Source organism: Mycobacterium sp. 4D054 (genome assembly GCF_052245755.1).
In the GTDB taxonomy this organism is placed as follows: domain Bacteria; phylum Actinomycetota; class Actinomycetes; order Mycobacteriales; family Mycobacteriaceae; genus Mycobacterium.
In genome coordinates, this window is the sequence record NZ_JBQQCF010000053.1 from 14064 (window position 1) to 36148 (window position 22085).

General features: G+C 68.7%; 20 protein-coding genes and 1 pseudogene. 12 read left to right on the forward strand and 9 right to left on the reverse strand.

What is annotated here, in order from left to right; translation table 11 throughout:
- Positions 1 to 47 precede the first annotated feature (47 nt).
- Together glgB and ACTWP6_RS25815 are read right to left on the reverse strand one after the other, a co-directional pair.
- Entirely contained in the window at positions 48 to 2267 is a 2220-nt protein-coding gene (gene glgB / locus ACTWP6_RS25810) for a 1,4-alpha-glucan branching protein GlgB (RefSeq protein ID WP_260754604.1), read from the reverse strand.
- A gap of 4 nt (positions 2268 to 2271) precedes the next feature.
- A complete protein-coding gene (locus ACTWP6_RS25815; protein WP_260754603.1) occupies positions 2272 to 4362 on the reverse strand; it encodes an alpha-1,4-glucan--maltose-1-phosphate maltosyltransferase in 2091 nt (696 codons plus the stop codon).
- Between the two features lie 247 nt (positions 4363 to 4609).
- On the opposite strand from ACTWP6_RS25815, the gene glgP reads away from it, so the two are divergent.
- A complete protein-coding gene (gene glgP / locus ACTWP6_RS25820) occupies positions 4610 to 7234 on the forward strand; it encodes an alpha-glucan family phosphorylase (protein WP_443189170.1) in 2625 nt (874 codons plus the stop codon).
- A 19-nt stretch (positions 7235 to 7253) separates the two neighbouring features.
- Here the strand turns inward: glgP and ACTWP6_RS25825 are convergent, their stop codons facing one another.
- The 3 genes from ACTWP6_RS25825 to ACTWP6_RS25835 all read right to left on the reverse strand — a co-directional run bounded on the left by ACTWP6_RS25825 (position 7254) and on the right by ACTWP6_RS25835 (position 12221).
- Positions 7254 to 8711, reverse strand: a complete 1458-nt coding sequence (locus ACTWP6_RS25825; protein WP_443189171.1) for a neutral zinc metallopeptidase — start codon at positions 8709 to 8711, stop codon at positions 7254 to 7256.
- Positions 8712 to 8813: 102 nt separating this feature from the next.
- Positions 8814 to 10814: an ATP-dependent DNA helicase gene (locus tag ACTWP6_RS25830; RefSeq protein ID WP_260754600.1), complete on the reverse strand. Its 2001-nt coding sequence runs from the start codon at positions 10812 to 10814 to the stop codon at positions 8814 to 8816.
- A 6-nt stretch (positions 10815 to 10820) separates the two neighbouring features.
- On the reverse strand, positions 10821 to 12221 hold the full coding sequence (locus ACTWP6_RS25835) for a nicotinate phosphoribosyltransferase (protein ID WP_396884601.1): 1401 nt from the start codon (positions 12219 to 12221) through the stop codon (positions 10821 to 10823).
- Between ACTWP6_RS25835 and clpS the strand changes: the two genes are divergently transcribed.
- Genes clpS through rdgB form a run of 11 tightly spaced genes read left to right on the forward strand, consistent with a single transcriptional unit; the run spans position 12220 to position 19618 of the window.
- A complete protein-coding gene (gene clpS, locus ACTWP6_RS25840) occupies positions 12220 to 12534 on the forward strand; it encodes an ATP-dependent Clp protease adapter ClpS (RefSeq protein ID WP_260754599.1) in 315 nt (104 codons plus the stop codon). The two genes, ACTWP6_RS25835 and clpS, sit on opposite strands and share 2 nt — an antisense overlap.
- A gap of 7 nt (positions 12535 to 12541) precedes the next feature.
- On the forward strand, positions 12542 to 13126 hold the full coding sequence (aosR, locus tag ACTWP6_RS25845; RefSeq protein WP_260754598.1) for an oxidative stress transcriptional regulator AosR: 585 nt from the start codon (positions 12542 to 12544) through the stop codon (positions 13124 to 13126).
- The gene (locus ACTWP6_RS25850; protein WP_260754597.1) at positions 13127 to 14149 is read left to right on the forward strand and encodes a P1 family peptidase; all 1023 of its coding nucleotides are present in this window, start codon (positions 13127 to 13129) and stop codon (positions 14147 to 14149) included.
- Positions 14124 to 14594, forward strand: coding sequence for a Mov34/MPN/PAD-1 family protein (locus ACTWP6_RS25855; protein ID WP_396884600.1), 471 nt, complete (start codon positions 14124 to 14126; stop codon positions 14592 to 14594). Before ACTWP6_RS25850 ends, ACTWP6_RS25855 begins: the two co-directional genes overlap by 26 nt.
- Before the next feature lie 23 nt (positions 14595 to 14617).
- A complete protein-coding gene (locus ACTWP6_RS25860; protein ID WP_260754596.1) occupies positions 14618 to 14890 on the forward strand; it encodes a MoaD/ThiS family protein in 273 nt (90 codons plus the stop codon).
- Between the two features lie 9 nt (positions 14891 to 14899).
- Positions 14900 to 15862 (forward strand): PLP-dependent cysteine synthase family protein, encoded by a 963-nt coding sequence (locus tag ACTWP6_RS25865; protein WP_260754595.1) that lies wholly within the window; start codon positions 14900 to 14902, stop codon positions 15860 to 15862.
- Complete coding sequence (locus ACTWP6_RS25870; protein ID WP_260754594.1) at positions 15853 to 16539, forward strand: rhomboid family intramembrane serine protease; 687 nt, start codon at positions 15853 to 15855, stop codon at positions 16537 to 16539. The genes ACTWP6_RS25865 and ACTWP6_RS25870 overlap by 10 nt, the downstream gene beginning before the upstream one ends.
- A complete protein-coding gene (murI, locus tag ACTWP6_RS25875; protein WP_260754593.1) occupies positions 16536 to 17369 on the forward strand; it encodes a glutamate racemase in 834 nt (277 codons plus the stop codon). The genes ACTWP6_RS25870 and murI overlap by 4 nt, the downstream gene beginning before the upstream one ends.
- A gap of 58 nt (positions 17370 to 17427) precedes the next feature.
- The gene (locus ACTWP6_RS25880) at positions 17428 to 18201 is read left to right on the forward strand and encodes a cyclic nucleotide-degrading phosphodiesterase (protein WP_443189172.1); all 774 of its coding nucleotides are present in this window, start codon (positions 17428 to 17430) and stop codon (positions 18199 to 18201) included.
- Between the two features lie 26 nt (positions 18202 to 18227).
- On the forward strand, positions 18228 to 19007 hold the full coding sequence (gene rph / locus ACTWP6_RS25885; protein ID WP_260754591.1) for a ribonuclease PH: 780 nt from the start codon (positions 18228 to 18230) through the stop codon (positions 19005 to 19007).
- A 5-nt stretch (positions 19008 to 19012) separates the two neighbouring features.
- Positions 19013 to 19618, forward strand: coding sequence for an RdgB/HAM1 family non-canonical purine NTP pyrophosphatase (rdgB, locus tag ACTWP6_RS25890; protein ID WP_443189173.1), 606 nt, complete (start codon positions 19013 to 19015; stop codon positions 19616 to 19618).
- Here rdgB and ACTWP6_RS25895 read toward each other — a convergent pair.
- The 4 genes and pseudogenes from ACTWP6_RS25895 to ACTWP6_RS25910 all read right to left on the reverse strand — a co-directional run.
- A pseudogene (locus tag ACTWP6_RS25895) lies at positions 19615 to 20751 on the reverse strand (acyltransferase family protein); the annotation flags it as partial. The gene rdgB and the pseudogene ACTWP6_RS25895 sit on opposite strands and share 4 nt — an antisense overlap.
- Before the next feature lie 39 nt (positions 20752 to 20790).
- The gene (locus tag ACTWP6_RS25900; RefSeq protein ID WP_260754590.1) at positions 20791 to 21135 is read right to left on the reverse strand and encodes a DUF3817 domain-containing protein; all 345 of its coding nucleotides are present in this window, start codon (positions 21133 to 21135) and stop codon (positions 20791 to 20793) included.
- The gene (locus ACTWP6_RS25905; RefSeq protein ID WP_260754589.1) at positions 21132 to 21524 is read right to left on the reverse strand and encodes a hypothetical protein; all 393 of its coding nucleotides are present in this window, start codon (positions 21522 to 21524) and stop codon (positions 21132 to 21134) included. The genes ACTWP6_RS25900 and ACTWP6_RS25905 overlap by 4 nt, the downstream gene beginning before the upstream one ends.
- A complete protein-coding gene (locus tag ACTWP6_RS25910) occupies positions 21505 to 21807 on the reverse strand; it encodes a hypothetical protein (protein ID WP_260754588.1) in 303 nt (100 codons plus the stop codon). Before ACTWP6_RS25910 ends, ACTWP6_RS25905 begins: the two co-directional genes overlap by 20 nt.
- Positions 21808 to 22085: the final 278 nt, after the last annotated feature.

A 22085-nucleotide genomic window follows, 5' to 3' on the forward strand; every position in this document is an offset into this window, starting at 1 on the left:
CCGACTCGGGATTTGGCGCGTGGAATGCGATTTCGCCGCAAAGTCGGTCAGGGTTTTTCGGGCTCGAACCACAGCGCGGTCAGGGGCGGCAGCACCATCACCGCTGAGGCCGGCCTGCCGTGCCACGGCTCGTCGGTGGCCTCCACGGCACCGTAGTTGCCGATGCCCGAACCGTGATAGGTATCGGAATCGGTGTTGAGCACCTCGCGCCACTTGCCCGCATGCGGCAGCCCCAACTGGTAGCGGGTGTGCTCTGAGCCCGAGAAATTGAACACGCACGCCATCATCGAGCCGTCGTCGCCGAACCGCAGGAAGCTCAGCACGTTGTTGGCGGAGTCGTTCGCGTCGATCCAGGAGTAGCCCTCGGGTTGGGTGTCCCGCGACCACAACGCCCGGCGCGTGCGGTAGATCTCGTTGGCATCGGTGAGCATTCGCAGAATTCCGTCGGAGAAGCCCTGCTCGTCGAGCTGGAACCAGTCGACCCCGCGCTCCTCGGACCACTCGGCACGCTGGCCGAATTCCTGGCCCATGAACAGCAGCTGCTTGCCCGGGTGTGCCCACTGGTAGGCGAGCAGGCCGCGAATGCCTGCGGCCTTGCTGTGATCGTCGCCTGGCATCCGGCCCCACAGCGTGCCCTTGCCGTGCACCACCTCGTCGTGGCTGATCGGCAGCACGTAGTTCTCGCTGAACGCGTACAGCATCGAGAAGGTGATCTCGTGGTGGTGGTAGCTGCGGTGGATCGGGTCCCGCTTGATGAACTCCAACGTGTCGTTCATCCATCCCATGTTCCACTTCATCGAAAAGCCGAGGCCGCCAAGGCTTGTCGGGCGCGTCACGCCCGGCCAGGAGGTCGACTCCTCGGCGATGGTGACGATGCCGGGGTTGATCTTGTGCACGGTGGCGTTCATCTCCTGCAGGAACTGCACGGCCTCGAGATTCTCGCGGCCACCGTAGATGTTCGGCGACCAGCCGCCTTCCGGGCGGGAATAGTCGAGGTAGAGCATCGAGGCGACGGCGTCCACGCGGAGCCCGTCGACGTGGAACTCCTGCAGCCAGTACAGCGCGTTCGCCACCAGGAAGTTGCGCACCTCGGCTCGACCGAAGTCGAACACATAAGTGCCCCAGTCCAATTGCTCGCCGCGGCGGGGATCGCCGTGCTCGTAGAGCGCGGTGCCGTCGAAGCGGCCCAGCGCCCACGCGTCCTTCGGGAAGTGGGCGGGCACCCAGTCCACGATCACGCCGATGCCGGCCCGGTGCAGCGCGTCGACGAGGTAGCGGAACTCGTCGGGAGTGCCGAACCGCGACGACGGCGCATAGTACGAGGTGACCTGGTATCCCCAGGAACCCCCGAACGGATGCTCGGCCACCGGCAGCATCTCGACGTGGGTGAAGCCGTGCTCAACAACATAAGCGGTGAGCTGCTCGGCCAGCTCGGTATAGCTCAGTCCGGGCCGCCATGAGCCCAGGTGCACCTCGTAGGTGCTCATCGGTTCGAAGACGGGATTGCGCAGCGCCCGCCCGCTCATCCACTCCTCGTCGTTCCACGTGTAGTCGCTCTCGAACACGCGCGAGGCGGTCTGCGGAGGGACTTCGGTCGCGAACGCCATCGGATCGGCGCGGTCGGTGACCGCCCCGTCGGCGCCGTGCACCCGGAACTTGTAGAGCCCGCCGTCAGGGAAGTTGGGCCAGAACAGCTCCCACACGCCGGTGGAGCCGAGCACGCGCATCTGCGCCTCGTTGCCCCAGTGGTTGAAATCGCCGGTGACGCTCACACCCTTGGCGTTCGGCGCCCACACCGCGAACGACACCCCGGTGACCTCACCGTCGGGGGTGGTGAAGCTGCGCGGGTGCGCCCCGAGGACCTCCCAGAGCCGTTCGTGCCGGCCCTCGGAGAACAGGTGCAGGTCGACCTCGCCGAGGGTCGGAAGGAACCGGTAGGCATCGGCGACGGTGTGCACGAAGGCCGACTCGTCTTCGGAGTACTTGATCTCGAACCGGTAGTCGATCAGATTGACGAACGGGACCGCGACGGCGAACAGGCCTGCCTCGATGTGGCGCAACGGATATCGCGTGCCGCCGATCACCGCGACCACCTCTACGGCGTGCGGCCGGAAGGCGCGGATCACGGTGTGATCGTCGTATTCATGCGCGCCGAGGACCGAATGCGGGTCGTGGTGCTCGCCGGCCAGCAGCCGGTTCAGGTCGGCGGTGTGCGGCCGCAGGTGCGGGCTGTCCACCTGATTCTGGATATTGGACGCGTTGGTCATGTCGTCACTCCCTACGCAGAAGGTTGGCTCGTTGGTCGGCGGGAACCTGGGGCATGTTGAACACGTGGGCCACGGCTTTGGCCGGCTCCAGACGCACGTAATTGCTCTGGCCCCACTGGTATTCCTCGCCCGAGATCTCGTCGCGCACCCAGAAGCGGTCCTGCAGGTCCATGCCCAGCGCCTCCATGTCCAGCCACAGCGTTCCCTCCTCCGGGCCGAACGGGTTGAGAGTCACCACCACAAGCACCTGATCGCCCGAGACGGGATCGAACTTGCTGTAGGCCAGCAGCGCATCGTTGTCGACGTGGTGGAACTTGATGGTGCGCATCTGCTGCAGAGCCGGGTGCAGGCGGCGGATTTCGTTGAGCCGGGTGATGAATGGCTCCAGCGATTCGCCGTCGGACAGCGCTGCCTCGAAGTCGCGGGGCCGCAACTCGTACTTCTCCGAGTTCAGGTACTCCTCACTGCCCTCGCGCACGGCGCGGTGCTCGAACAGTTCGAAGCCGGAGTACATGCCCCAGGTGGGGCTCATCGTCGACGCGAGCACGGCCCGGATCGCGAACATGCCCGGACCGCCGTGCTGCAAGCTCTCGTGCAGGATGTCGGGGGTGTTCACCCACAGGCTCTGCCTGCTGTAGTCGGCGTGCTCGGCGATCGACTCACCGAACTCGATCAGCTCCCACTTGGCGGTTCGCCAGGTGAAATATGTGTAGGACTGCGTGAACCCGAGCTTGGCCAGTCCGAACAGTCGCGCCGGCCGGGTGAACGCCTCGGCCAAGAACAGCACGTCAGGATCGGTGTTCTTCACCTCCCCGATGAGCCAGGCCCAGAAGTTGGGCGGCTTGGTGTGCGGGTTGTCGACCCGAAACACCTTGACGCCGTGCGACACCCAGAACTTGACCACCCGCAGCACTTCCTCGTAGAGCCCGGCGGGATCGTTGTCGAAATTCAGCGGGTAGATGTCCTGGTATTTTTTCGGCGGGTTCTCCGCGTAGGCGATCGTGCCGTCGGGCAGCACGGTGAACCACTCGGGGTGCTCACGGGCCCACGGATGGTCCGGCGCGCACTGCAGCGCCAGGTCCAGTGCGACCTCGAGCCCCTCGTAGCGTGCGGCGCTGACGAACTCGTCGAAGTCCTCGATGGTGCCCAGGTCCGGGTGGACGGCCTCGTGGCCGCCCTCGTCGCTGCCGATCGCCCACGGCGATCCGACATCCCCCGGTGCGGCGGTGACGCTGTTGTTGCGCCCCTTGCGGTGCACCTTGCCGATCGGATGGATCGGCGGCAGATAGACGATGTCGAAGTTCATCCGGGCCACCCGCGGCAACGCCTTGGTGGCGGTGGCGAACGTCCCGTGCACAGGATGGCCGGAACTGTCCCACCCGCCGGTGGAGCGCGGGAACAACTCATACCAGGAGCTGAACCGCGCCAGCGGGCGGTCCACCCAGATGCCGTACTGCTTGCCGCGGGTGACGAGCTCGCGCAGCGGGTACTGATCGAGCAGCGCCACCAGGTCGGGGGCCAGCGCAGCGCCGGCGCGGTAGTACGGATCGCCCGGCTCGCGCAGCCGGGCGGCCGCCTCCGCCAGCGGGTAGCGGTCCTGACGGGGCACGCCCGTCGCGGCGCGGTCCAGCAGACGGGCCCCGATCAGCAGGTCGTTGTTCAGCTCGCCCTCGCTCTGACCCGCGTCGAGTTTCGCAGTCACGTTCTTGCGCCACGTCGCGATCGGGTCACCCCAGCCGTCCACCCGAAACGTCCACAGTCCGACCTCGTCCGGAGTGAACTGGCCGTGGAACACGTCGGGGGTGCGACCCGGGGCCATCGGCAGGGCCAGCGGCCGCACCCGCGGTCCGGGGGTGACGACCTCCTGGATCGGCACCGCCTCGGTGGAGCGGACCCGGCCCGGGGGCTCGTCGGCCAACGCGGGATAGGCCGTGCCGTGGTAGCGGACCACCAGGGTTGCCGCCACCGCGTCGTGGCCCTCCCGCCACACCGTTGCCGACACCGGGACAACCTCGCCGACGACCGCTTTGGCGGGGAAGCGCCCTTCCGACACCACGGGCTGGACGTCATCGATCTCGATTCGACCGGCGGTCACGCGATCACTCCCTGGCACTCCCTACCACTCGATCAGCACCGCACGGCGTGCACCGCGCGTCGTTGCCTCGTTCTCAACCTGCTCGGCCGGTGTGGTCCTGTCCCCGTCCGCAGGCCCGGCTCAAAGCCCTGTCGCGCCTATACCCACCGTAGTGTCCGACTCAACCTTTCGTCGGTCATCGGGTCCGCCGGCCGGGGCGGATGATCATCCCACCGGAGGACGCCGCGCGGCAGTAAGGTGACCACGCGTGAAAGCTCTCCGCAGATTCACCGTCCGTGCCCACCTTCCCGAACAGTTGTCCGCGCTCGAGCGGCTCTCTGTCAATCTGCGCTGGTCCTGGGACAAACCGACCCAGGATCTGTTCGAGGCGATCGACCCGAGGCTGTGGGAACAGGTCGGTGGAGACCCGGTGGCGCTGCTCGGTCAGGTCGGTCCCGCCCGGTTGGAGGAGCTGGCCGCCGACGAATCCTTCGTCCGGCGCCTCGATGCGCTGGCCGCCGACCTCGACGACTACCTGAGCAGGCCGCTGTGGTACCAGCAGCTCGGCGACGAACAGGATGCGGAACCGCCGCGGGGCATCGCGTACTTCTCGATGGAGTTCGGCGTGGCCGAGGTGCTGCCGAACTATTCGGGTGGCCTCGGAATCCTGGCCGGCGATCACCTGAAGTCGGCCTCAGACCTCGGACTGCCGCTGATCGCCGTGGGCCTGTACTACCGCTGCGGGTACTTCCGCCAGTCGCTGACCGCCGACGGTTGGCAGCACGAGGCCTATCCGGCGCTGGATCCGCAGGGTCTGCCGCTGCGGCTGTTGACCGATGCGCGGGGCGCCGCGGTCCTCGTCGAGCTGGCGCTGCCCGACGGTGCGCAGCTTTCGGCACGGATCTGGATTGCGCAGGTCGGTCGAATTCCGTTGCTGCTGTTGGACTCTGACATCCCGGAGAACGAGCACGAGCTGCGCTCTGTCACCGACCGGCTGTACGGCGGTGACCAGGAGCACCGAATCCGGCAGGAGATCCTGGCCGGTATCGGCGGTGTGCGCGCCATCCGCGCGTTCACCGAACTGGAAGGCCTGGCCGCCCCGGAGGTCTTCCACATGAACGAAGGCCACGCCGGGTTCCTGGGCGCCGAACGCATCCGTGAGCTGATCGAGGCCGGTCTGGACTTCGACACCGCGCTGTCGGTGGTCCGGGCGTCCACCGTGTTCACCACCCACACCCCGGTCGCCGCGGGCATCGACCGGTTCCCGGTCGAGATGGTGGAGCGGTATTTCGGGCCTGAGCTCGGCGCGCCCGCGGTGGGCGGCTCCCCGCTGTTGCCCGGGGTGCCGCTGGAACGCATCCTCGCCTTCGGCGCCGAGGATGACCCGACGAAATTCAACATGGCGCACATGGGCCTTCGCCTGGCCCAGCGCGCCAACGGGGTGTCCCTGCTGCACGGGCGGGTGAGCCGGGTGATGTTCAACGATCTGTGGCAGGGTTTCGACCCGGGCGAGGTTCCGATCGGGTCGATCACCAACGGCGTGCACGCGCCCACCTGGGCGGCGCCGCAGTGGATGGAGCTGGGACGCGAGCTGCTCGGCAGCGAGGACCTGACCTCGCTGCGTGAGACCGAGTCCTGGTCGAGGTTGCAGCAGGTCGATTCGGGACATCTGTGGTGGATCCGCTCGCAGCTGCGCGCCGAGCTGATCGAGGACGTCCGCGCCCGGCTGCGCCGCTCCTGGCTGGAGCGTGGTGCCTCTGACGCCGAGCTCGGCTGGGTGGCAACCGCTTTCGATCCAGGCGTACTCACCATCGGGTTCGCTCGCCGGGTGCCGACCTACAAGCGGCTGACGCTGATGCTGCGCGATCCCGAACGGCTGGCCAGATTGCTGCTCGACGACAAGCGCCCCATGCAGCTGATCGTGGCCGGGAAATCGCACCCCGCCGACGAGGGCGGCAAGGCGCTGATCCAGCAGATCGTGAGGTTCGCCGACCGGGAAGACCTGCGCCACCGCATCGCCTTCCTGCCCGACTACGACATCTCGATGGCGCGCAAGCTCTACCACGGTTGCGATGTGTGGCTGAACAACCCGCTGCGCCCGCTGGAGGCGTGCGGCACCTCGGGGATGAAGAGTGCGCTCAACGGTGGCCTGAACCTGTCCATCCGCGACGGGTGGTGGGACGAGTGGTATGACGGTGAGAACGGTTGGGAGATACCGACTGCCGACGGACTGGCCGACGAGGGCAGGCGCGACGACCTCGAGGCCGCGGCGTTGTATGACCTGCTCGAGCGTGCGGTCGCACCGAAGTTCTACGACCGCGACGAGAACGGCGTCCCGACCCGGTGGGTCGAAATGGTTCGCCACACGTTGCAGACGCTGGGGCCGAAGGTGTTGGCCTCCCGCATGGTTCGCGACTACACCGAGAAGTACTATCTGCCTGCGGCCCATGCGCTGCGACAGGTGATCGAGCCCGGCAGCGCACCGGAGTTCGGCCAGCCCTTCGGCGCGGCACGCGAACTCGCCGACTACCGCAGGCGGGTCAGACAGGCCTGGCCGCACGTCAAGATCACCGACGTCGACAGCTACGGGCTGCCTGACACCCCGCTACTGGGCTCGGAACTGACGCTGACCGCGACGGTGTCGCTCGGCCGCCTGCGTCCCGACGAGGTGGCGGTGCAGGCGGTGCTGGGCCGCGTCGACGCCGGCGATTCGCTCCTCGACCCGGCCATCGTGCCGATGGACCACGCGGGCACGGCCGAGAGCGGCGACGAGATCTTCACCGCGACGACACCGCTGCCGATCGCCGGATCGGTCGGGTACACGGTCCGGGTGCTGCCCCATCACCGGCTGCTGGCCGGCGACAACGAACTAGGGCTGATCACCTTGGCGTGACGCCGCCGCAGACCCCGGCTCACGGAAAGCGTTTGAAGCAGCGCTCCGCGTCGCTGAGGACCCCCAGCCGGAAGGCGTCGATGCGGGAGAACCCCGAAGGCACGGATTCCCCGTTGACATCGCTGGCGACCAACCCGTTGGTGAGAATGCCGGAGACCGCCTCGTCGACGTCGCCGGCGGTGAGCGCGACCGTGTCACCGTCGGGGGTGGTCACTTCTTCGGTCATCTTCACCGTCGCGACCCCGGTCAGACACGCGGTCCGCAGCGCGGCCTCGGCGCTGTCCAGTGCCACCCCAGCGTGTTCATGCTGGATCGCCAGCATGTACCGCGACACCAGCACCGAGTAGGCCATGTTGTCGCCGGTGGCCAGGCTTCCGCCGTCCCGGGGATCGGCCTGTGCGCCCATCTCCTCGAGCGCGGGCAGATCGACGACGATCGTGTTGGTCGCCGGGCAGAAGGACGCGGGCGGGCTCGGCCGGGCGTCCGGACAGCTGCGCGCGGCCTCGGCATCGAAGCTCAGCGCGGGAGGGTTCTTGGGCGAGAACAGGATTCCCATCGCATCGACGATCGAGCGGGCCGAGTCCTCGGTGACCGGCAACTCGCCCGTCTGGTCCTCGGGCAGCAGCACCGGCAGGTCTCCGCGCCGCTGGTCGATCTCGGCCAGATCGATGCCCGCGCACGCCGACGGGCCGTCGGTGAAGCCGAACTGGAACGCCGACAACCGCTCGAATGCCGAACCGTGCTCGTCGACACCGGCATCGGGATCGCCCTCGGTCAGCAGCGGATCGCGGACGGAGATGACGCCGGCGAGTACGTTGTTGAGGCCCTCGCCGGTGCTCAGCGTGAACCGCGGTGAGGAGTCCTCGGCGACCCAGCGCATATAGGCGCCGGAGAAGCAGTCGGCCTGCTGCTCGGCGACCAGCGTCGGCGTGTCCTTCTTCGTCAGGCCGGCCAACCGCGAGACGGCGTGCCCGTACTCGTGCGCGAGAACCATCAGCACGCCGATGTCCCCGTGTGCGCGCTGCAGTCCGGGCAGCAACTCGCCACGGTCCCAACCGATGGTCCGGTCGGCGTAGCAGTAGCCGGCGTTGACCAGACCGTAGGTGTCCTCGCCGCAGAACTCGCCGTCAAACCCGTTGGCGTCCCACGAGATCAGTTCGGCGACCGGGCGGAACCTCTCGTCGAAGGTCTCCTCGTAGGCCCTCGCCCAGTAGTCTTCGATGTCGCTGATCGCGTTCGCGGCGAGCTCATCCATCGCGCCACCGTCAGTGTCGCGGACATCGCGTGCGGGGCCTTCGGCGCCGGGGCGCAACCCGGTCGGGCCGTCGGTGGCCGGCATCCCCGCCACCCGGAACGGGTCGTCGAACACGGACACCGGGCTGCCCGCCAGCGTGGTGGAGCAGGCGACGGCGGCCAGGACCGCGCAGCCGGTGACCGCGATGCCGAACAGTGCGCGCGGCCTTCTCGACGGGCTCATGGACGCCGCCTTTCCCTCGTGGCCGCAGCGGCGTGACTCCGGCGGCCGAACGTTGTCGACAGGATAGTGAATTCGCGCCGCCGACTGCGGGTATCGCGGAGGTCAGCGCGGGCCGCGAAGACGCTGCAGCGCCGCCCGCACCGCTGCGCCGTCGGTCGTCGCCCAGAACGGCGGCAGCGATGCGCGCAGGAATCCGCTGTAGCGGGCGGTGGCCATCCGGGAATCCAGCACGGCCACCACGCCGCGGTCGTCCATGCCGCGCAGCAATCTTCCGGCGCCCTGGGCGAGCAGCAGCGCCGCATGGCTGGCCGCGACCGCCATGAAACCGTTGCCGCCGCGCGCGGCCACCCTGCGCTGCCTCGCGGTGAGCAGCGGATCGTCTGGGCGGGGAAACGGGATGCGGTCGATGAGCACCAGCGACAACGAGGGCCCCGGCACGTCGACGCCCTGCCAGAGCGACAGCGTGCCGAACAGTGAGGTCTGCTCGTCGTCGGCGAAACGCTGGACCAGTGCCGACGTGTTGTCATCGCCCTGGCACAGCACGGGGGTGTCGAGTCGCTCGCGCATCACCTCCGCCGCCGACTTGGCGGCGCGCATCGACGAGAACAACCCCAACGTGCGGCCGTCGGCGGCCTCGATCAGCGCGCAGATCTCGTCGAGTTGTTCCGCGGATCCGGCGCCGTCACGGCCGGGCGGCGGCAGGTGCGCGGCGACGTAGAGGATGCCCGACTTCGCATGGTCGAACGGCGACCCGACGTCCAGACCGCGCCAGCGCACGGCGCTGCTCTGCTGACCGGGCTCGCGGTCGGCGCCGCCGGACAGACCCCATGCGGCGGCCATCGCATCGAAACTGCCCCCGATGGTCAGCGTCGCGGAGGTCAACACCGCTGTCGAATGCCCGAACAGCCTGCTTCGCAACAGCCCGGCCACCGAGAGCGGCGCAACCCGCAGCACCGCGCGGCTGCCGGACCTGGCGTCGTCGATGTGGTCGAGCCACACCACGTCGGTGCGGTCGGAAATGGCCGGCACGAACGAGTCGAGGATCCGGGCGGCGGTGTCGCTGACATCCGACAGCGCGGTGGCCGCCTCGGCGCGCGCCGACGCCGTCTTCGGATCGTTGGGCGCGGTGTCGACCGCGGTGCGTGCCGCGTGCGCGGCGTCGCGCAGAGCGGCCAGGTAGCTTCCCAACTCCTCGTCGAGAACGTCGATCCGGCCGGGACGGGCCTCGAAAACCGCCGACGAGAACGTCGTCGACGCGGCCTCCAGCCGTTCGGCGAGTTCGGGCGTCACCACCCGCGCGGCCCGCCGGTGCGCGATTCCCAGCAGCGTGGCCGACAGTTCGGCGGTGGCGACCCCGGTGACGCGGTCGACCAGTTCGTGCGCCTCGTCGATGACGAGCAACTCGTGTTCGGGCAGCACGTTGGCATCACCGATGGCGTCGATGGCCAGCAGCGCGTGGTTGGTCACCACGACGTCGGCCTCACCGGCCCGGCCGCGCGCCCGTTCGGCGAAACAGTCTGTGCCGAACGGGCACCGCGACACCCCGATGCATTCGCGTGCCGACACGCTGACGTGCGACCAGGACCGGTCCGCAACACCGGGTTTGAGTTCGTCACGGTCCCCGGTGTCCGTCGTCTCCGACCACTCGGTGAGCCGTTTCACGTCGCGGCCCAGCGCGCTGCTCGCCACCGGGGAGAACAGTTCCTCCTGCGGGATGTCGTCCGGTTCGCTGCCCGTGGATCCGTTGTGAATCTTGTTCAGGCACAGGTAGTTTCCGCGACCTTTTAACAGCGCGAAGGTCGGCCGGCGGGGCAGCGCCGCGGCCAGCGAGTCGACGAGCCGGGGGAGGTCGCGGTCGACCAGCTGGCGCTGCAGCGCGATCGTGGCCGTCGAGACCACCACAGGGCGGTTCTCCGCCACCGCGTGCGCGACGGAAGGCACCAGATACGCCAGCGACTTACCCGTGCCGGTGCCGGCCTGGACGGCGAGATGCTCCCCGGTGTCGAACGCACGCGCGACCGCTTCGGCCATCGCGATCTGGCCGTCGCGGGTGGCGCCGCCCAGCGCGGCGACGGCCGTGGCCAGCAGACCGGTGACCTCCACCGGGGTCTACTTCCGTCCGGGCGGGGGAGCGACCATCCGGGTCGGGATCGCGGGATCGCCGCTCGACAGGCTCAGACCGTCCCACGGCAGGCTGAGCAGGCCGTCGGCGACGCGGGCGCGGGCGGCGTCCAGCCCCAGGTCGGCGACCGGCTCGCCGTGGCGCACCAGCGGCACTGTCAGCTCGCGGATGTGCAGGTCTTCCGGGTCCGGAGGGGCACCGCCGGCGGGATAGACCACCTCTTCGACGATGGTGCCCGACCTCTTGACGAGCCGGCACGCCCGCTTGCGCCCGCCGTGGGACTCCTTGTGGCTGCTGCGCTTCTCGACCGGGATCCCGTCGACTTCGACAAGCTTGTAGACCATGCCGGCAGTCGGGGCGCCCGACCCGGTGACCACCGAGGTTCCCACGCCGTAGACGTCCACCGGTTCGGCGCGCAGCGCGGCGATCGCGAATTCGTCGAGATCACCCGACACCACGATGCGCGTCTCGGCCGCTCCGAGGCCGTCCAGCTGATCGCGGACCTGACGGGCCAGCACGCCGAGGTCGCCGGAGTCGATGCGCACCGCGCCCAGACGGGTGCCCGCGACCTCGATCGCGTGCGCCACACCTGCGGTGATGTCGTAGGTGTCGACGAGCAGGGTGGTACCCGCGCCCAGCGCCTCGATCTGCGCGCGGAACGCGGCCTTCTCCCAGTCCGCCGGGGTCCCGTCCCTGGTGGTGTGCAGCAGGGTGAAGGCGTGCGCGCTGGTGCCCAGCGCCGGCACGCTGTGGCGCCGCTGGGCCTCCAGGTTCGACGACCCGGCGAACCCCGCCAGGTAGGCCGCGCGCGCGGCGGCGACGGCGCCCTGTTCGTGGGTGCGTCGCGAGCCCATCTCGATCAGCGGCCGACCCGCCGCGGCGCTGACCATCCGCGCCGCCGCGGACGCCACCGCGCTGTCGTAGTTGAAGATCGACAAGGCGAGCGTCTCGAGCAGCACGCATTCGCCGAAGGTGCCGTGCACCGACAGCACCGGTGAGCCGGGGAAGTACAGTTCACCCTCCGGGTAGCCGTCCACGTCGCCGGTGAAGCGGTAACCGGCGAGATAGTCCAGGGTGGTGTCGTCGACGACGTCCTGCAGGAGACTCAACGCCGCTGTGTCGAACCTGAACGCCTGCAACGCATCCACGAACCGCGCCGTACCGGCGTTGACGCCGTAGCGTCGCCCGCCGGGAAGGCGGCGGGCGAACACCTCGAAGGTGCTGTGCCTGCCCGCCGTCCCGTCCCGCAACGCGGCCGCGAGCATCGTCAGTTCGTATTTGTCCGTGAGCAGCGCCGTAGACGTGTGCGACAGGTCCGTGGGCGAGAAGGTCACCGGCTCACCGTATCGGTTCGAGGCCGGTCCGGAGCCCCGGTATCCTGGCCCCATGGTGACTCCGGCGAAGGCACGACCGGGTACCCGCGAAGACCGTGACGCACGCGTGGACCGGGAGACGGACGCGGCCGCCGACGTGCCGTGGGTGACCATCGTCTGGGACGACCCGGTGAACCTGATGACCTACGTGACCTACGTCTTCCAGAAACTCTTCGGCTACAGCGAGCCGCACGCCACCAAGTTGATGCTGCAGGTGCACAACGAGGGCAGGGCCGTGGTGTCGGCAGGCAGCCGGGAATCCATGGAAGCCGATGTGACCAGGCTCCACGCCGCCGGGCTGTGGGCGACACTGCAACAGGACCGCTGAAGACACTGTGCGTAAATGGAAGCGGGTCGAGGGCGCCGACGGCCCGCGGTTCCGGTCGGCGCTGGCCGCACACGAGGCCGAGCTGCTGAGTAGTCTGGTCACCTCGCTGCTGGGCATGCTCGACACCCGGGAAGCGTCCGCCCCGGTCGACGAACTCGCCGAGATCACCGGAATCAGGACCGGCAATTCCGTTCCGCCGCAAGACGATACGCTCAAGAGGCTGCTGCCGGACTTCTACCGGCCGGCCACCGACCACCCGGCCGGATCGGGTGCCGCGGAAAGCCTCAACAGCGCACTGCGCAGCCTGCACGAGCCCGCCATCATCGAGGCCAAACGCGAAGCGGCGCAACGCCTGCTGGACACCGTTCCCGCCGGTGGCGGCAAACTCGAGTTGTCCGAGGCCGACGCGCAGGCGTGGGCGTCGGCGGTCAACGACGTGCGGCTGGCGCTCGGAACCATGCTCGACGTCGGTTCCGACATCCCCGACCGGTTGCCCGCCGACCATCCGATGGCCGGTCACCTCGACGTGTACCAGTGGCTGACGGTGTTGCAGGAGTACCTGGTGATCTGCCTGATGGATCGGTCCCGCTAGATGAGCGGATCGATCACCGACGTCGGGGGTATCCGCGTGGGGCACCATCACCGGATCGACGAGGACGCGCAGCTGGGCTCGGGCTGGGCGACCGGCACCACCGTGGTGCTCACCCCGCCGGGCACGGTCGGCGCCGTCGACGGCCGGGGTGGGGCGCCGGGTACCCGAGAGACCGATCTGCTCGATCCGAGCAACTCGGTGCGGCACGTCGACGCGGTGGTGCTGACCGGAGGGAGTGCGTTCGGACTCGCCGCCGCCGACGGCGTGATGACCTGGCTGGAGGAGCAGAACCGCGGTGTGGCTCTCGACGGCGGCGTGGTCCCGATCGTGCCGTCCGCGGTGATCTTCGACCTCCCGGTCGGAGGTTGGCGGTGCCGACCCGACGCGGGCTTCGGCTATCGGGCCGCCGCCGCGGCGGGCACCGAGGTGGGGATCGGAACCGTGGGCGCCGGCGTCGGTGCGCGCGCCGGAGTCCTCAAGGGTGGCGTCGGTACGGCGTCCGTCACCCTGGAATCCGGCGTGACCGTCGGCGCGCTCGTCGTGGTCAACTCCGCGGGCGATGTCGTCGACCCCGCCACCGGGCTGCCCTGGCTGGCCGCCCACGTCGAGCACTTCGGGCTCGTCGCCCCGCCCGAGAACGAACTGGCGGCCTACGCCGACCGCCACGGCGAGCTGAGTCCGCTCAACACCACCATCGCCGTGGTCGCGACCGACGCGGCGCTGAGCAAGGCGGCCTGCCGCCGGGTTGCGGTGGCGGCTCAGGACGGGCTGGCCCGCACCATCAACCCGTGCCACACCCCGCTGGACGGTGACACGGTGTTCGCGCTGGCCACCGGCGCGGTGGAGGTGAATCCCGACCCGACGACGCCGGCGTCGATGACCCCGGAGCTCCCGCTGGTCACTGCGGTCGGCGCCGCCGCGGCCGAGGTGCTGGCCCGCGCGGTGTTGGTCGGGGTGCTGGCCGCCGACGCGCTCGCCGGAATACCGACCTACCGTCATGTGTTGCCGGGAGCGTTCGAGTGACCGGGAGCGTTCGAGTGAAAGGAAGAGCCGCGTGCTGACGATCCGTGCTGACCTGGTCGAGGCCATGGTCAGCCACGCCCGCGCCGATCATCCCGACGAAGCCTGCGGCGTCATCGCGGGCCCCGAGGGTTCCGATCGTCCTGAGCGGTTCATCGCGATGGTCAACGCGGAGCGCTCGCCGACGTTCTACCGGTTCGACTCCGGTGAGCAACTCAAGGTGTGGCGCGCCATGGAGCAGGCGGACGAGGTTCCCGTGGTGATTTACCACTCGCACACCGCCACCGAGGCCTACCCGAGCCGGACCGACATCTCCTACGCGTCCGAACCCGACGCCCACTACGTCCTGGTGTCCACCCGCGACCCCGACCGCCACGAGTTGCGCAGCTACCGCATTGTGGACGGCGTCGTCGCCGAAGAGCCCGTCACCATCGTCGAGCAGTACTGAAGACAACCCGAAGGAGTCCTTCCATGGCCATCTCTGTGTCCATCCCCACGATCCTGCGCACCCACACCGGCGGCGAGAAGCGCGTCTCCGCCTCAGGGGACACCCTGCAGGCCGTGATCGCCGACCTCGAGGCGAACTACTCCGGCATCTCGGAACGGCTCGTCGATAACGGCAAGCTGCACCGCTTCGTCAACATCTACGTCAACGACGAGGACGTGCGTTTCTCCGGCGGTCTGGACACGGCGATCTCCGACGGTGACTCGGTCACCATCCTGCCCGCCGTCGCGGGAGGTTGAGCCGGCCCGATGACCCGTTACAACTCGCTGCTCGAAGCGCTGGGGGGCACGCCGCTGGTCGGGCTGCAGCGGCTCTCGCCGGCCTGGGACGGTTCGCCCCACGTGCGGCTGTGGGCCAAACTTGAGGACCGCAACCCGACAGGTTCGATCAAAGACCGGCCGGCGCTGCGGATGATCGAGGACGCCGAACGCGAAGGCCGGCTCACGCCCGGGGCCACGATCCTGGAACCGACGAGCGGCAACACCGGGATCTCACTGGCCATGGCGGCGTTGCTGAAGGGCTACCAGATGGTCTGCGTGATGCCGGAGAACACGTCGATCGAGCGGCGGCAACTGCTCGAGCTCTACGGCGCACGGATCATCTACTCGCCGGCCGAGGGTGGCTCCAACACCGCGGTGGCGCACGCCAAAGAGCTTGCGGCCGAACACCCTTCGTGGGTGATGCTCTACCAGTACGGCAACCCGTCCAACGCGGCCGCGCACTACGACGGCACCGGGCCTGAGCTGCTGGCCGATCTGCCCGAGATCACCCACTTCGTCGGTGGCCTGGGCACGACGGGCACGCTGATGGGCACCGGCCGGTTCCTTCGTGAACACGTGCCAGGGGTGCAGATCGTCGCCGCCGAACCCCGCTACGGCGAAGGTGTGTACGCGCTGCGCAACATCGACGAGGGCTTCATCCCGGAACTGTACGACCCCGATGTGCTGACCACCCGCTTCGCGGTGGGCGCCTATGACGCCGTGCGCCGCACCCGGGAACTGGTGCAGACCGAGGGAATCTTCGCCGGCATCTCCACCGGTGCGATCCTGCACGCGGCGCTGGGCATGGCGGCCACGGCGGTCAAGGCCGGGGAGCGCGCCGACATCGCATTCACCGTCTGTGACGCCGGCTGGAAGTATCTGTCCACCGGTGCCTACGCCGGTAGCCTGGACGACGCGGAGGACGCGTTGGAAGGGCAGCTTTGGGCGTGACGGGAACCGGTGGATACCCCGCTCTCCCCGCGGAGCCGAAGAAGCGGCCCGCGTGGGTGGTCGGCGGGCTCACCGTCGTGTCGTTCGTCGTGCTGCTCTGGGTCATCGAGCTGTTCGATTCGTTGACCGGACACCGCTTGGACAGCAACGGGATTCGCCCGCTGGAGACCGACGGGTTGACCGGCATCCTGTTCGCCCCGCTGCTGCACTCCAACTGGGAGCATCTGATGGCCAACACCGGCCCGGCGCTGGTGCTCGGCTTCCTGATGACCCTGGCCGGTCTGTCGCGGTTTGTGTATGCCACCGCGATCGTCTGGATCGTCGGCGGTATCGGCACCTGGCTGATCGGCAACGTCGGCGCCCCCACCTACAACGGAATGGTCGTCGAGACCAACCACATCGGCGCGTCCGGCCTGATCTTCGGATGGCTGACCTTTCTGATCGTGTTCGGCTTCTTCACGCGCAACGTGTGGGAGATCGTGGTCGGGGTGGTGGTGCTGTTCATCTACGGCAGCATCCTGCTCGGCGTGCTGCCCGGCACCTTCGGCGTCTCCTGGCAGGGGCACCTGTGCGGCGCGGCCGCCGGCGTGCTGGCGGCCTACCTGCTGTCCGGTCCCGAACGCCGGGCGCGTCAGTCCCGCAGGCCCGGCCCGGCTCCGCTGTATCCGACCCGATGACGTCACAGCAGGCGCCGATAGGGATCTTCGACTCCGGGGTGGGAGGCCTCACGGTCGCCCGCGCGGTGATCGACCAGCTGCCCGACGAGGACATCATCTACATCGGCGACACCGGCAACGGACCGTACGGACCGCTGACCATCCCCGAGATCCGCGCCCATGCGCTGGCCGTCGGCGACGACCTCGCCGCGCGGGGCGTCAAGGCGCTGGTGATCGCCTGCAACTCGGCGTCCTCGGCGTGCCTGCGTGACGCACGGGAACGCTACGCGCCGATCCCGGTGGTCGAGGTGATCCTGCCCGCGGTGCGGCGCGCGGTCGCCACCACCCGCAACGGCCGGATCGGAGTCATCGGCACGGCAGCGACCATCGCGTCGGGCGCCTACCAGGACACCTTCGCGGCGGCCCGCGACATCGAGGTGTTCGGGGTGGCCTGCCCCCGCTTCGTCGACTTCGTCGAGCGGGGGGTGACCAGCGGACGTCAGGTGCTCGGTCTCGCCGAGGGATACCTGGAGCCGCTGCAGCGGGCCGGGGTCGACACGCTGGTGCTCGGCTGCACGCACTATCCGATGCTGTCGGGTCTGATCCAGCTGGCGATGGGCGACCACGTCACGCTGGTGTCCAGCGCCGAGGAGACCGCCAAGGATCTGCTGCGCGTGCTGACCGAGCAGGAGTTGCTGAAACCGCATCCGGTCGACCCGGCGGTGGGTCCGCGCCGGCAATTCGAAGCGACCGGGGACCCGGGCGCGTTCACCGCGCTGGCGACACGGTTCCTCGGTCCCAGCCTTGACGGGGTCCGGCCTGTTCAGCGTCACGCCGGCGCCCGAACATGACGTTCGTCGCCCAAAGCGGCGATGTTTTCGTCATGGCGATCCCGGGCATGGCAAGCTAGTGAGCGTGCGAATCACCGTACTCGGTTGCTCCGGCAGTGTGGTCGGTCCTGATTCGCCCGCGTCGGGATATCTCGTCACCGCGCCCGACACGCCGCCGTTGGTTCTCGATTTCGGTGGCGGTGTCCTCGGAGCGCTGCAGCGTCACGCGGATCCGAACGCCGTCCACGTGTTGCTGTCACATCTGCATGCCGACCACTGTCTGGATTTGCCCGGATTGTTCGTCTGGCGGCGCTATCACCCGACGCCGGCGCAGGAACGCGGCTTCGTCTACGGCCCCGCCAACACCTGGGCCCGCCTCGGTGCGGCGTCGTCGCCCGAGGGCGGCGAGATCGACGACTTCAGCGACATCTTCGAGATCCGGCACTGGGTCGACAACCAGGCCGTGGATATCGGCGCGCTGACCGTGCTGCCGCGCCTGGTCTGCCACCCGACGGAGTCCTACGGCATGCGTATCACTGATCTGTCCGGTGCGACGCTGGTCTACAGCGGCGACACCGGTTACTGCGATGCGCTGATCGACCTGGCCCGCGGCGCCGACGTGTTCCTGTGCGAGGCGTCCTGGACCGACTCGCCGGACCGTCCGCCGCGGCTGCACCTGTCCGGCGCCGAAGCCGGCCGCGCGGCGGCCCGCGCCGGTGTGTCCGAACTCCTGCTCACCCACATTCCGCCGTGGACGTCGCGCGAGGACGTGATCAGCGAGGCCAAGGCGGAGTTCGACGGCCCAGTGCACGCGGTGGTCTCCAACGAGACCTTCGAGGTCGCGCGCTCCTGATCGGAGCGTCCGGCTAGGGTTGGCCCGTGTCCAGACGAGAAGACGGTCGACTCGACGACGAATTGCGCCCGGTCACCATCACCCGGGGTTTCACCAACCATCCCGCCGGTTCGGTGCTGGTCGAGTTCGGAGACACCCGAGTGATGTGCACGGCCAGCGTCACCGAGGGGGTGCCGCGCTGGCGCAAGGGTTCCGGGCAGGGCTGGCTGACCGCCGAGTACGCCATGCTGCCCGCCGCGACGCATGAGCGTTCCGATCGCGAGTCGGTGAAGGGACGAGTGGGTGGCCGCACGCAGGAGATCAGCCGGCTGGTCGGCCGATCCCTGCGCGCCTGCATCGACCTGGCCGCGCTCGGCGAGAACACCATCGCGATCGACTGCGACGTGTTGCAGGCCGACGGCGGCACCCGCACCGCAGCCATCACCGGCGCATACGTCGCGCTGTCGGATGCCGTCACCTACCTGGCCGCCGCAGGCAAGCTGCCCGATCCGCGGCCGCTGTCCTGCGCGATCGCCGCGGTCAGTGTCGGGGTGGTGGACGGCCGCATCCGCGTCGACCTGCCCTACACCGAGGATTCGCGCGCCGAGGTCGACATGAATGTCGTCGCCACCGACACCGGCACGCTTGTGGAGATCCAGGGCACAGGTGAGGGCGCGACGTTCCCGCGGTCGACGCTGGACAAGATGCTCGATGTCGCGATGGTGGCCTGCGATCAGCTGTTCGCGATCCAGCGCAGCGCGCTCGAGCAGCCCTATCCGGGAGTGCTGCCGGAGTCCGGTCCCTCGAAGAAGGCGTTCGGAAGCTGACCCGGGTGCCTCGGGTCCTGGTCGCCTCCCGCAACCCCAAGAAGCTCGCCGAGCTGCGCCGCGTGCTCGACGGCGCCGGTGTGGAGCTGACTCTGTTGTCGCTCGATGATGTCGTGGCGTTCGACGAGGCACCAGAAACCGGGGCGACGTTCGAGGAGAACGCGTTGGCCAAGGCGCGGGACGCATTCGCCGCGACCGGCATACCCGCGGTCGCCGACGATTCCGGGCTGGAGGTCGACGCGCTCAACGGGATGCCGGGCGTGCTCAGCGCGCGCTGGTCGGGACGACACGGCGACGATCCGGCCAATACTGCACTGCTGCTCGGTCAGCTCGCCGACGTACCCGAGGAGCGCCGTGGCGCGGCGTTCGTGTCGGCGTGCGCGCTGGTCTCCGGTCCCGGGAAGAACGAGTCGGTAGTGGTGCGCGGCGAGTGGCGCGGCAGCATCGTCCGGGAGCCGCGCGGCGACGGAGGGTTCGGTTACGACCCGGTATTCCTTCCCGCCGGTTCGGCGAGGACCGCGGCCGAGCTGAGCCCCGCGGAGAAGGACGCGGCGTCGCACCGCGGCCGTGCACTGGCCGCGCTGCTGCCGTCGCTGCGTTCTCTGGTCTGAGGCCGGGTGACCCGGTGCAGCAGCCAGGCCACCGGGATGGTCAGCGCCAGCGTCGCCGCGAACAAGCCGGGCATCGACCCGGTGAACAGCGGCCAGCCCAGCACCAGATGCATTGTCAGTGCCATCACCACGACGTGGACCAGGAAGATCTCGTAGGAGATCTCACCGAGCCACACCATCGGCCTGCCGGCCAGCACCCGCGCGTAGGAGTCATGATGGCCGAGCGCGACCGGCGCCACGACCCGCGTCGCGATCACCGCGTACAGCATGGACCTCACGATCGGCGCCGAGGCCGGATCAGGTCCCGACAGCGTGCCCCCGAGCGACGTCGACACCAGCAGGAACAACACGAACGCGACAGGTATCGCGACGATCGCGGCGCAGCGCGCGCCGATCGCCTCCAGCACCGCCAGCGCCATTCCTCCGGCGAACCAGGCCAGATGCGCCGGCAACCACATCCCCGCCGAGTTCGGCAGGACGTCGGTGACCGTGACCACCGCCAGCCACACCGGTGTCACCGCCGCGAGCAGTGCGAGTCCGGCGAGCGTCCGCGCGGGTCGCCACTGCCCGCGGCCGAGGATCCGCAGCACCAGGTACGCCAGCGCCGGGAGCGCGAGGTAGAACGACGCCTCGACGGCCAGACTCCACATTTGCGACAGCCCGGGATGCAGCAGCGTCACCAGATAGTCATCGCTGTAGATCTGGGTGAAGGTCACATAGCGCAGCAACCCCTGCCAGGTCTGCCCGGGGTTGGGGCCCGGCGCGAACACGGTATAGATCTCGAAGACCGCGACCACCGTGACCACGTAGGCGGGCACGATGCGGCGCCACCGGTTTCGGGCGTAGCGGCGCAGCGAGGGCGGGGGCCGACGGTCGGCGGCCGCGCGCACCCAGGGCCGGAACAGCAGGAAACCCGACAGCACGAAGAAGATCGCGACGCCGATCTCCAGGCGCCCGTACATGGCGCCGAGGTAGCCGTGCGTGAGGTAGCCGGTCGCGAACGCCGCGTGCGTGCTGACGACCAGCAATGCCGCGACCGCACGCAGACCGGTGAGGGCAGGATCGCGGGACGACGCGTGGTGATGCCGGCCCGCCGGGGCGGCGCCACAGCGCACGCCGGGGCTGGCTGACACCGCATCGAGTGTAGCTATCGATGCGTGGGCAAACGCCGGTCAGAGACCGAACTGTGCCTTGATGTTCTGGGTCTGGAAGTGCTCGACAATGATGCCGACGAGCGGGACGGTGCCGGCGAGCAGGATGCCGACGGTCTTGGCGATCGGCCAGCGCACCTTCACGGCGAGGTTCGCGGTGAACAGCAGGTAGACGAAGTACACCCAGCCGTGGACCACCGCGATCCAGCCCAGCGAGTCGTCGTTGAATGCGTACTTCATCACCATCTCGTAGCAGAGCGCGATCAGCCAGAGACCGGTGGCCCAGGCCAGGACACGGTATCCGGTGAGGGCCTTACGGATGGCCTCGACGGGGACGATGGGCGTGGGGGATTCGGGTGCGGTCACGTACCGGTTCCTCTTGTCTGCTGCGTCTGGTCTTCGGCATCGGCTTTCGCCAACTCTGCCAGGTAGGCGTTGTACTCGCGCAATGTCGCGTCGTCATCTGCCCCGCTCGACGCCTTCGGACGCTCGGGCAGCAGGCCGGCGGGAATCTCGGTGACGGTATCGCTCGGGTGCGGCTCGGGTGGGGCCTGCTCGTAGCGGACGAATTTGAAGTATGCGTACACGCAGAACCCCGCGAACAACGGCCACTGCAACGCGTAGCCGAGATTCTGGAAGCTGCCCGATGTCGACTCGTAGCGGGTCCATTGCCACCACGCCAGGGCGAGGCAGCCCGCGGCGGCGGCGACCATCAACAGGATGAGCGCCGGCCTCCTACGCCGTGTAGTGGACACCGTTCAACGGTACCGCGACATCCTTGGGTCCGATGAACTCGTCCATGCGGGCCGTCGCGGCTTTGCGGTAAATCGAGACGGTGTACTTGTCCGACCGCCGCCAGGTGATGCCCAGTCTGTCGAGCGCAGCAGTGAAGAGTCCGATGATGTCCTCGGACCGGTTGCTGAAGTGGTACCGGACACTGAGCACGCCGCGGTCGTTGGCGACGACGCGGCAGCCGTCGCTGTGGATCAGCCCCATGACGAACTCCTCGGTCTCGCGGTCGACGATCTCCTGCTGCACCGCTCGAGCGCGATCTTCCGGTGGTGCTTGCGGCCGGGGCCGTGTTGAGGAAACAGGCACGGCCAATGTTTGGAGTACAGATACACGTCCGCGCAGCCAGTCTTACGCCAGTAGACCGCTGCACGCTGCCGTGGAAACAGTGCATCGATAGGGTTGCGTCCAGCAGAGTGGTGTACGAGTCGGACCTGATCAGCGGTACCGGCGTGTCGTAGCCGACTGATTGAGGGTCATCGCGTGATTCTTCGAGAGACCGACCAAAGTCACTCGAGCAAAGGAAT

Bases quoted from the DNA above. Each gene is read 5' to 3' on its own strand.
- glgB (WP_260754604.1), bottom strand. From the start codon at position 2,267: ATGACCAACGCGTCCAATATCCAGAATCAGGTGGACAGCCCGCACCTG.
- ACTWP6_RS25825 (WP_443189171.1), bottom strand. From the start codon at position 8,711: ATGAGCCCGTCGAGAAGGCCGCGCGCACTGTTCGGCATCGCGGTCACC.
- clpS (WP_260754599.1), top strand. From the start codon at position 12,220: ATGGTGACTCCGGCGAAGGCACGACCGGGTACCCGCGAAGACCGTGAC.
- ACTWP6_RS25835 (WP_396884601.1), bottom strand. From the start codon at position 12,221: ATGGGGCCAGGATACCGGGGCTCCGGACCGGCCTCGAACCGATACGGT.
- ACTWP6_RS25850 (WP_260754597.1), top strand. From the start codon at position 13,127: ATGAGCGGATCGATCACCGACGTCGGGGGTATCCGCGTGGGGCACCAT.
- ACTWP6_RS25855 (WP_396884600.1), top strand. From the start codon at position 14,124: ATGTGTTGCCGGGAGCGTTCGAGTGACCGGGAGCGTTCGAGTGAAAGG.
- ACTWP6_RS25860 (WP_260754596.1), top strand. From the start codon at position 14,618: ATGGCCATCTCTGTGTCCATCCCCACGATCCTGCGCACCCACACCGGC.
- ACTWP6_RS25865 (WP_260754595.1), top strand. From the start codon at position 14,900: ATGACCCGTTACAACTCGCTGCTCGAAGCGCTGGGGGGCACGCCGCTG.
- murI (WP_260754593.1), top strand. From the start codon at position 16,536: ATGACGTCACAGCAGGCGCCGATAGGGATCTTCGACTCCGGGGTGGGA.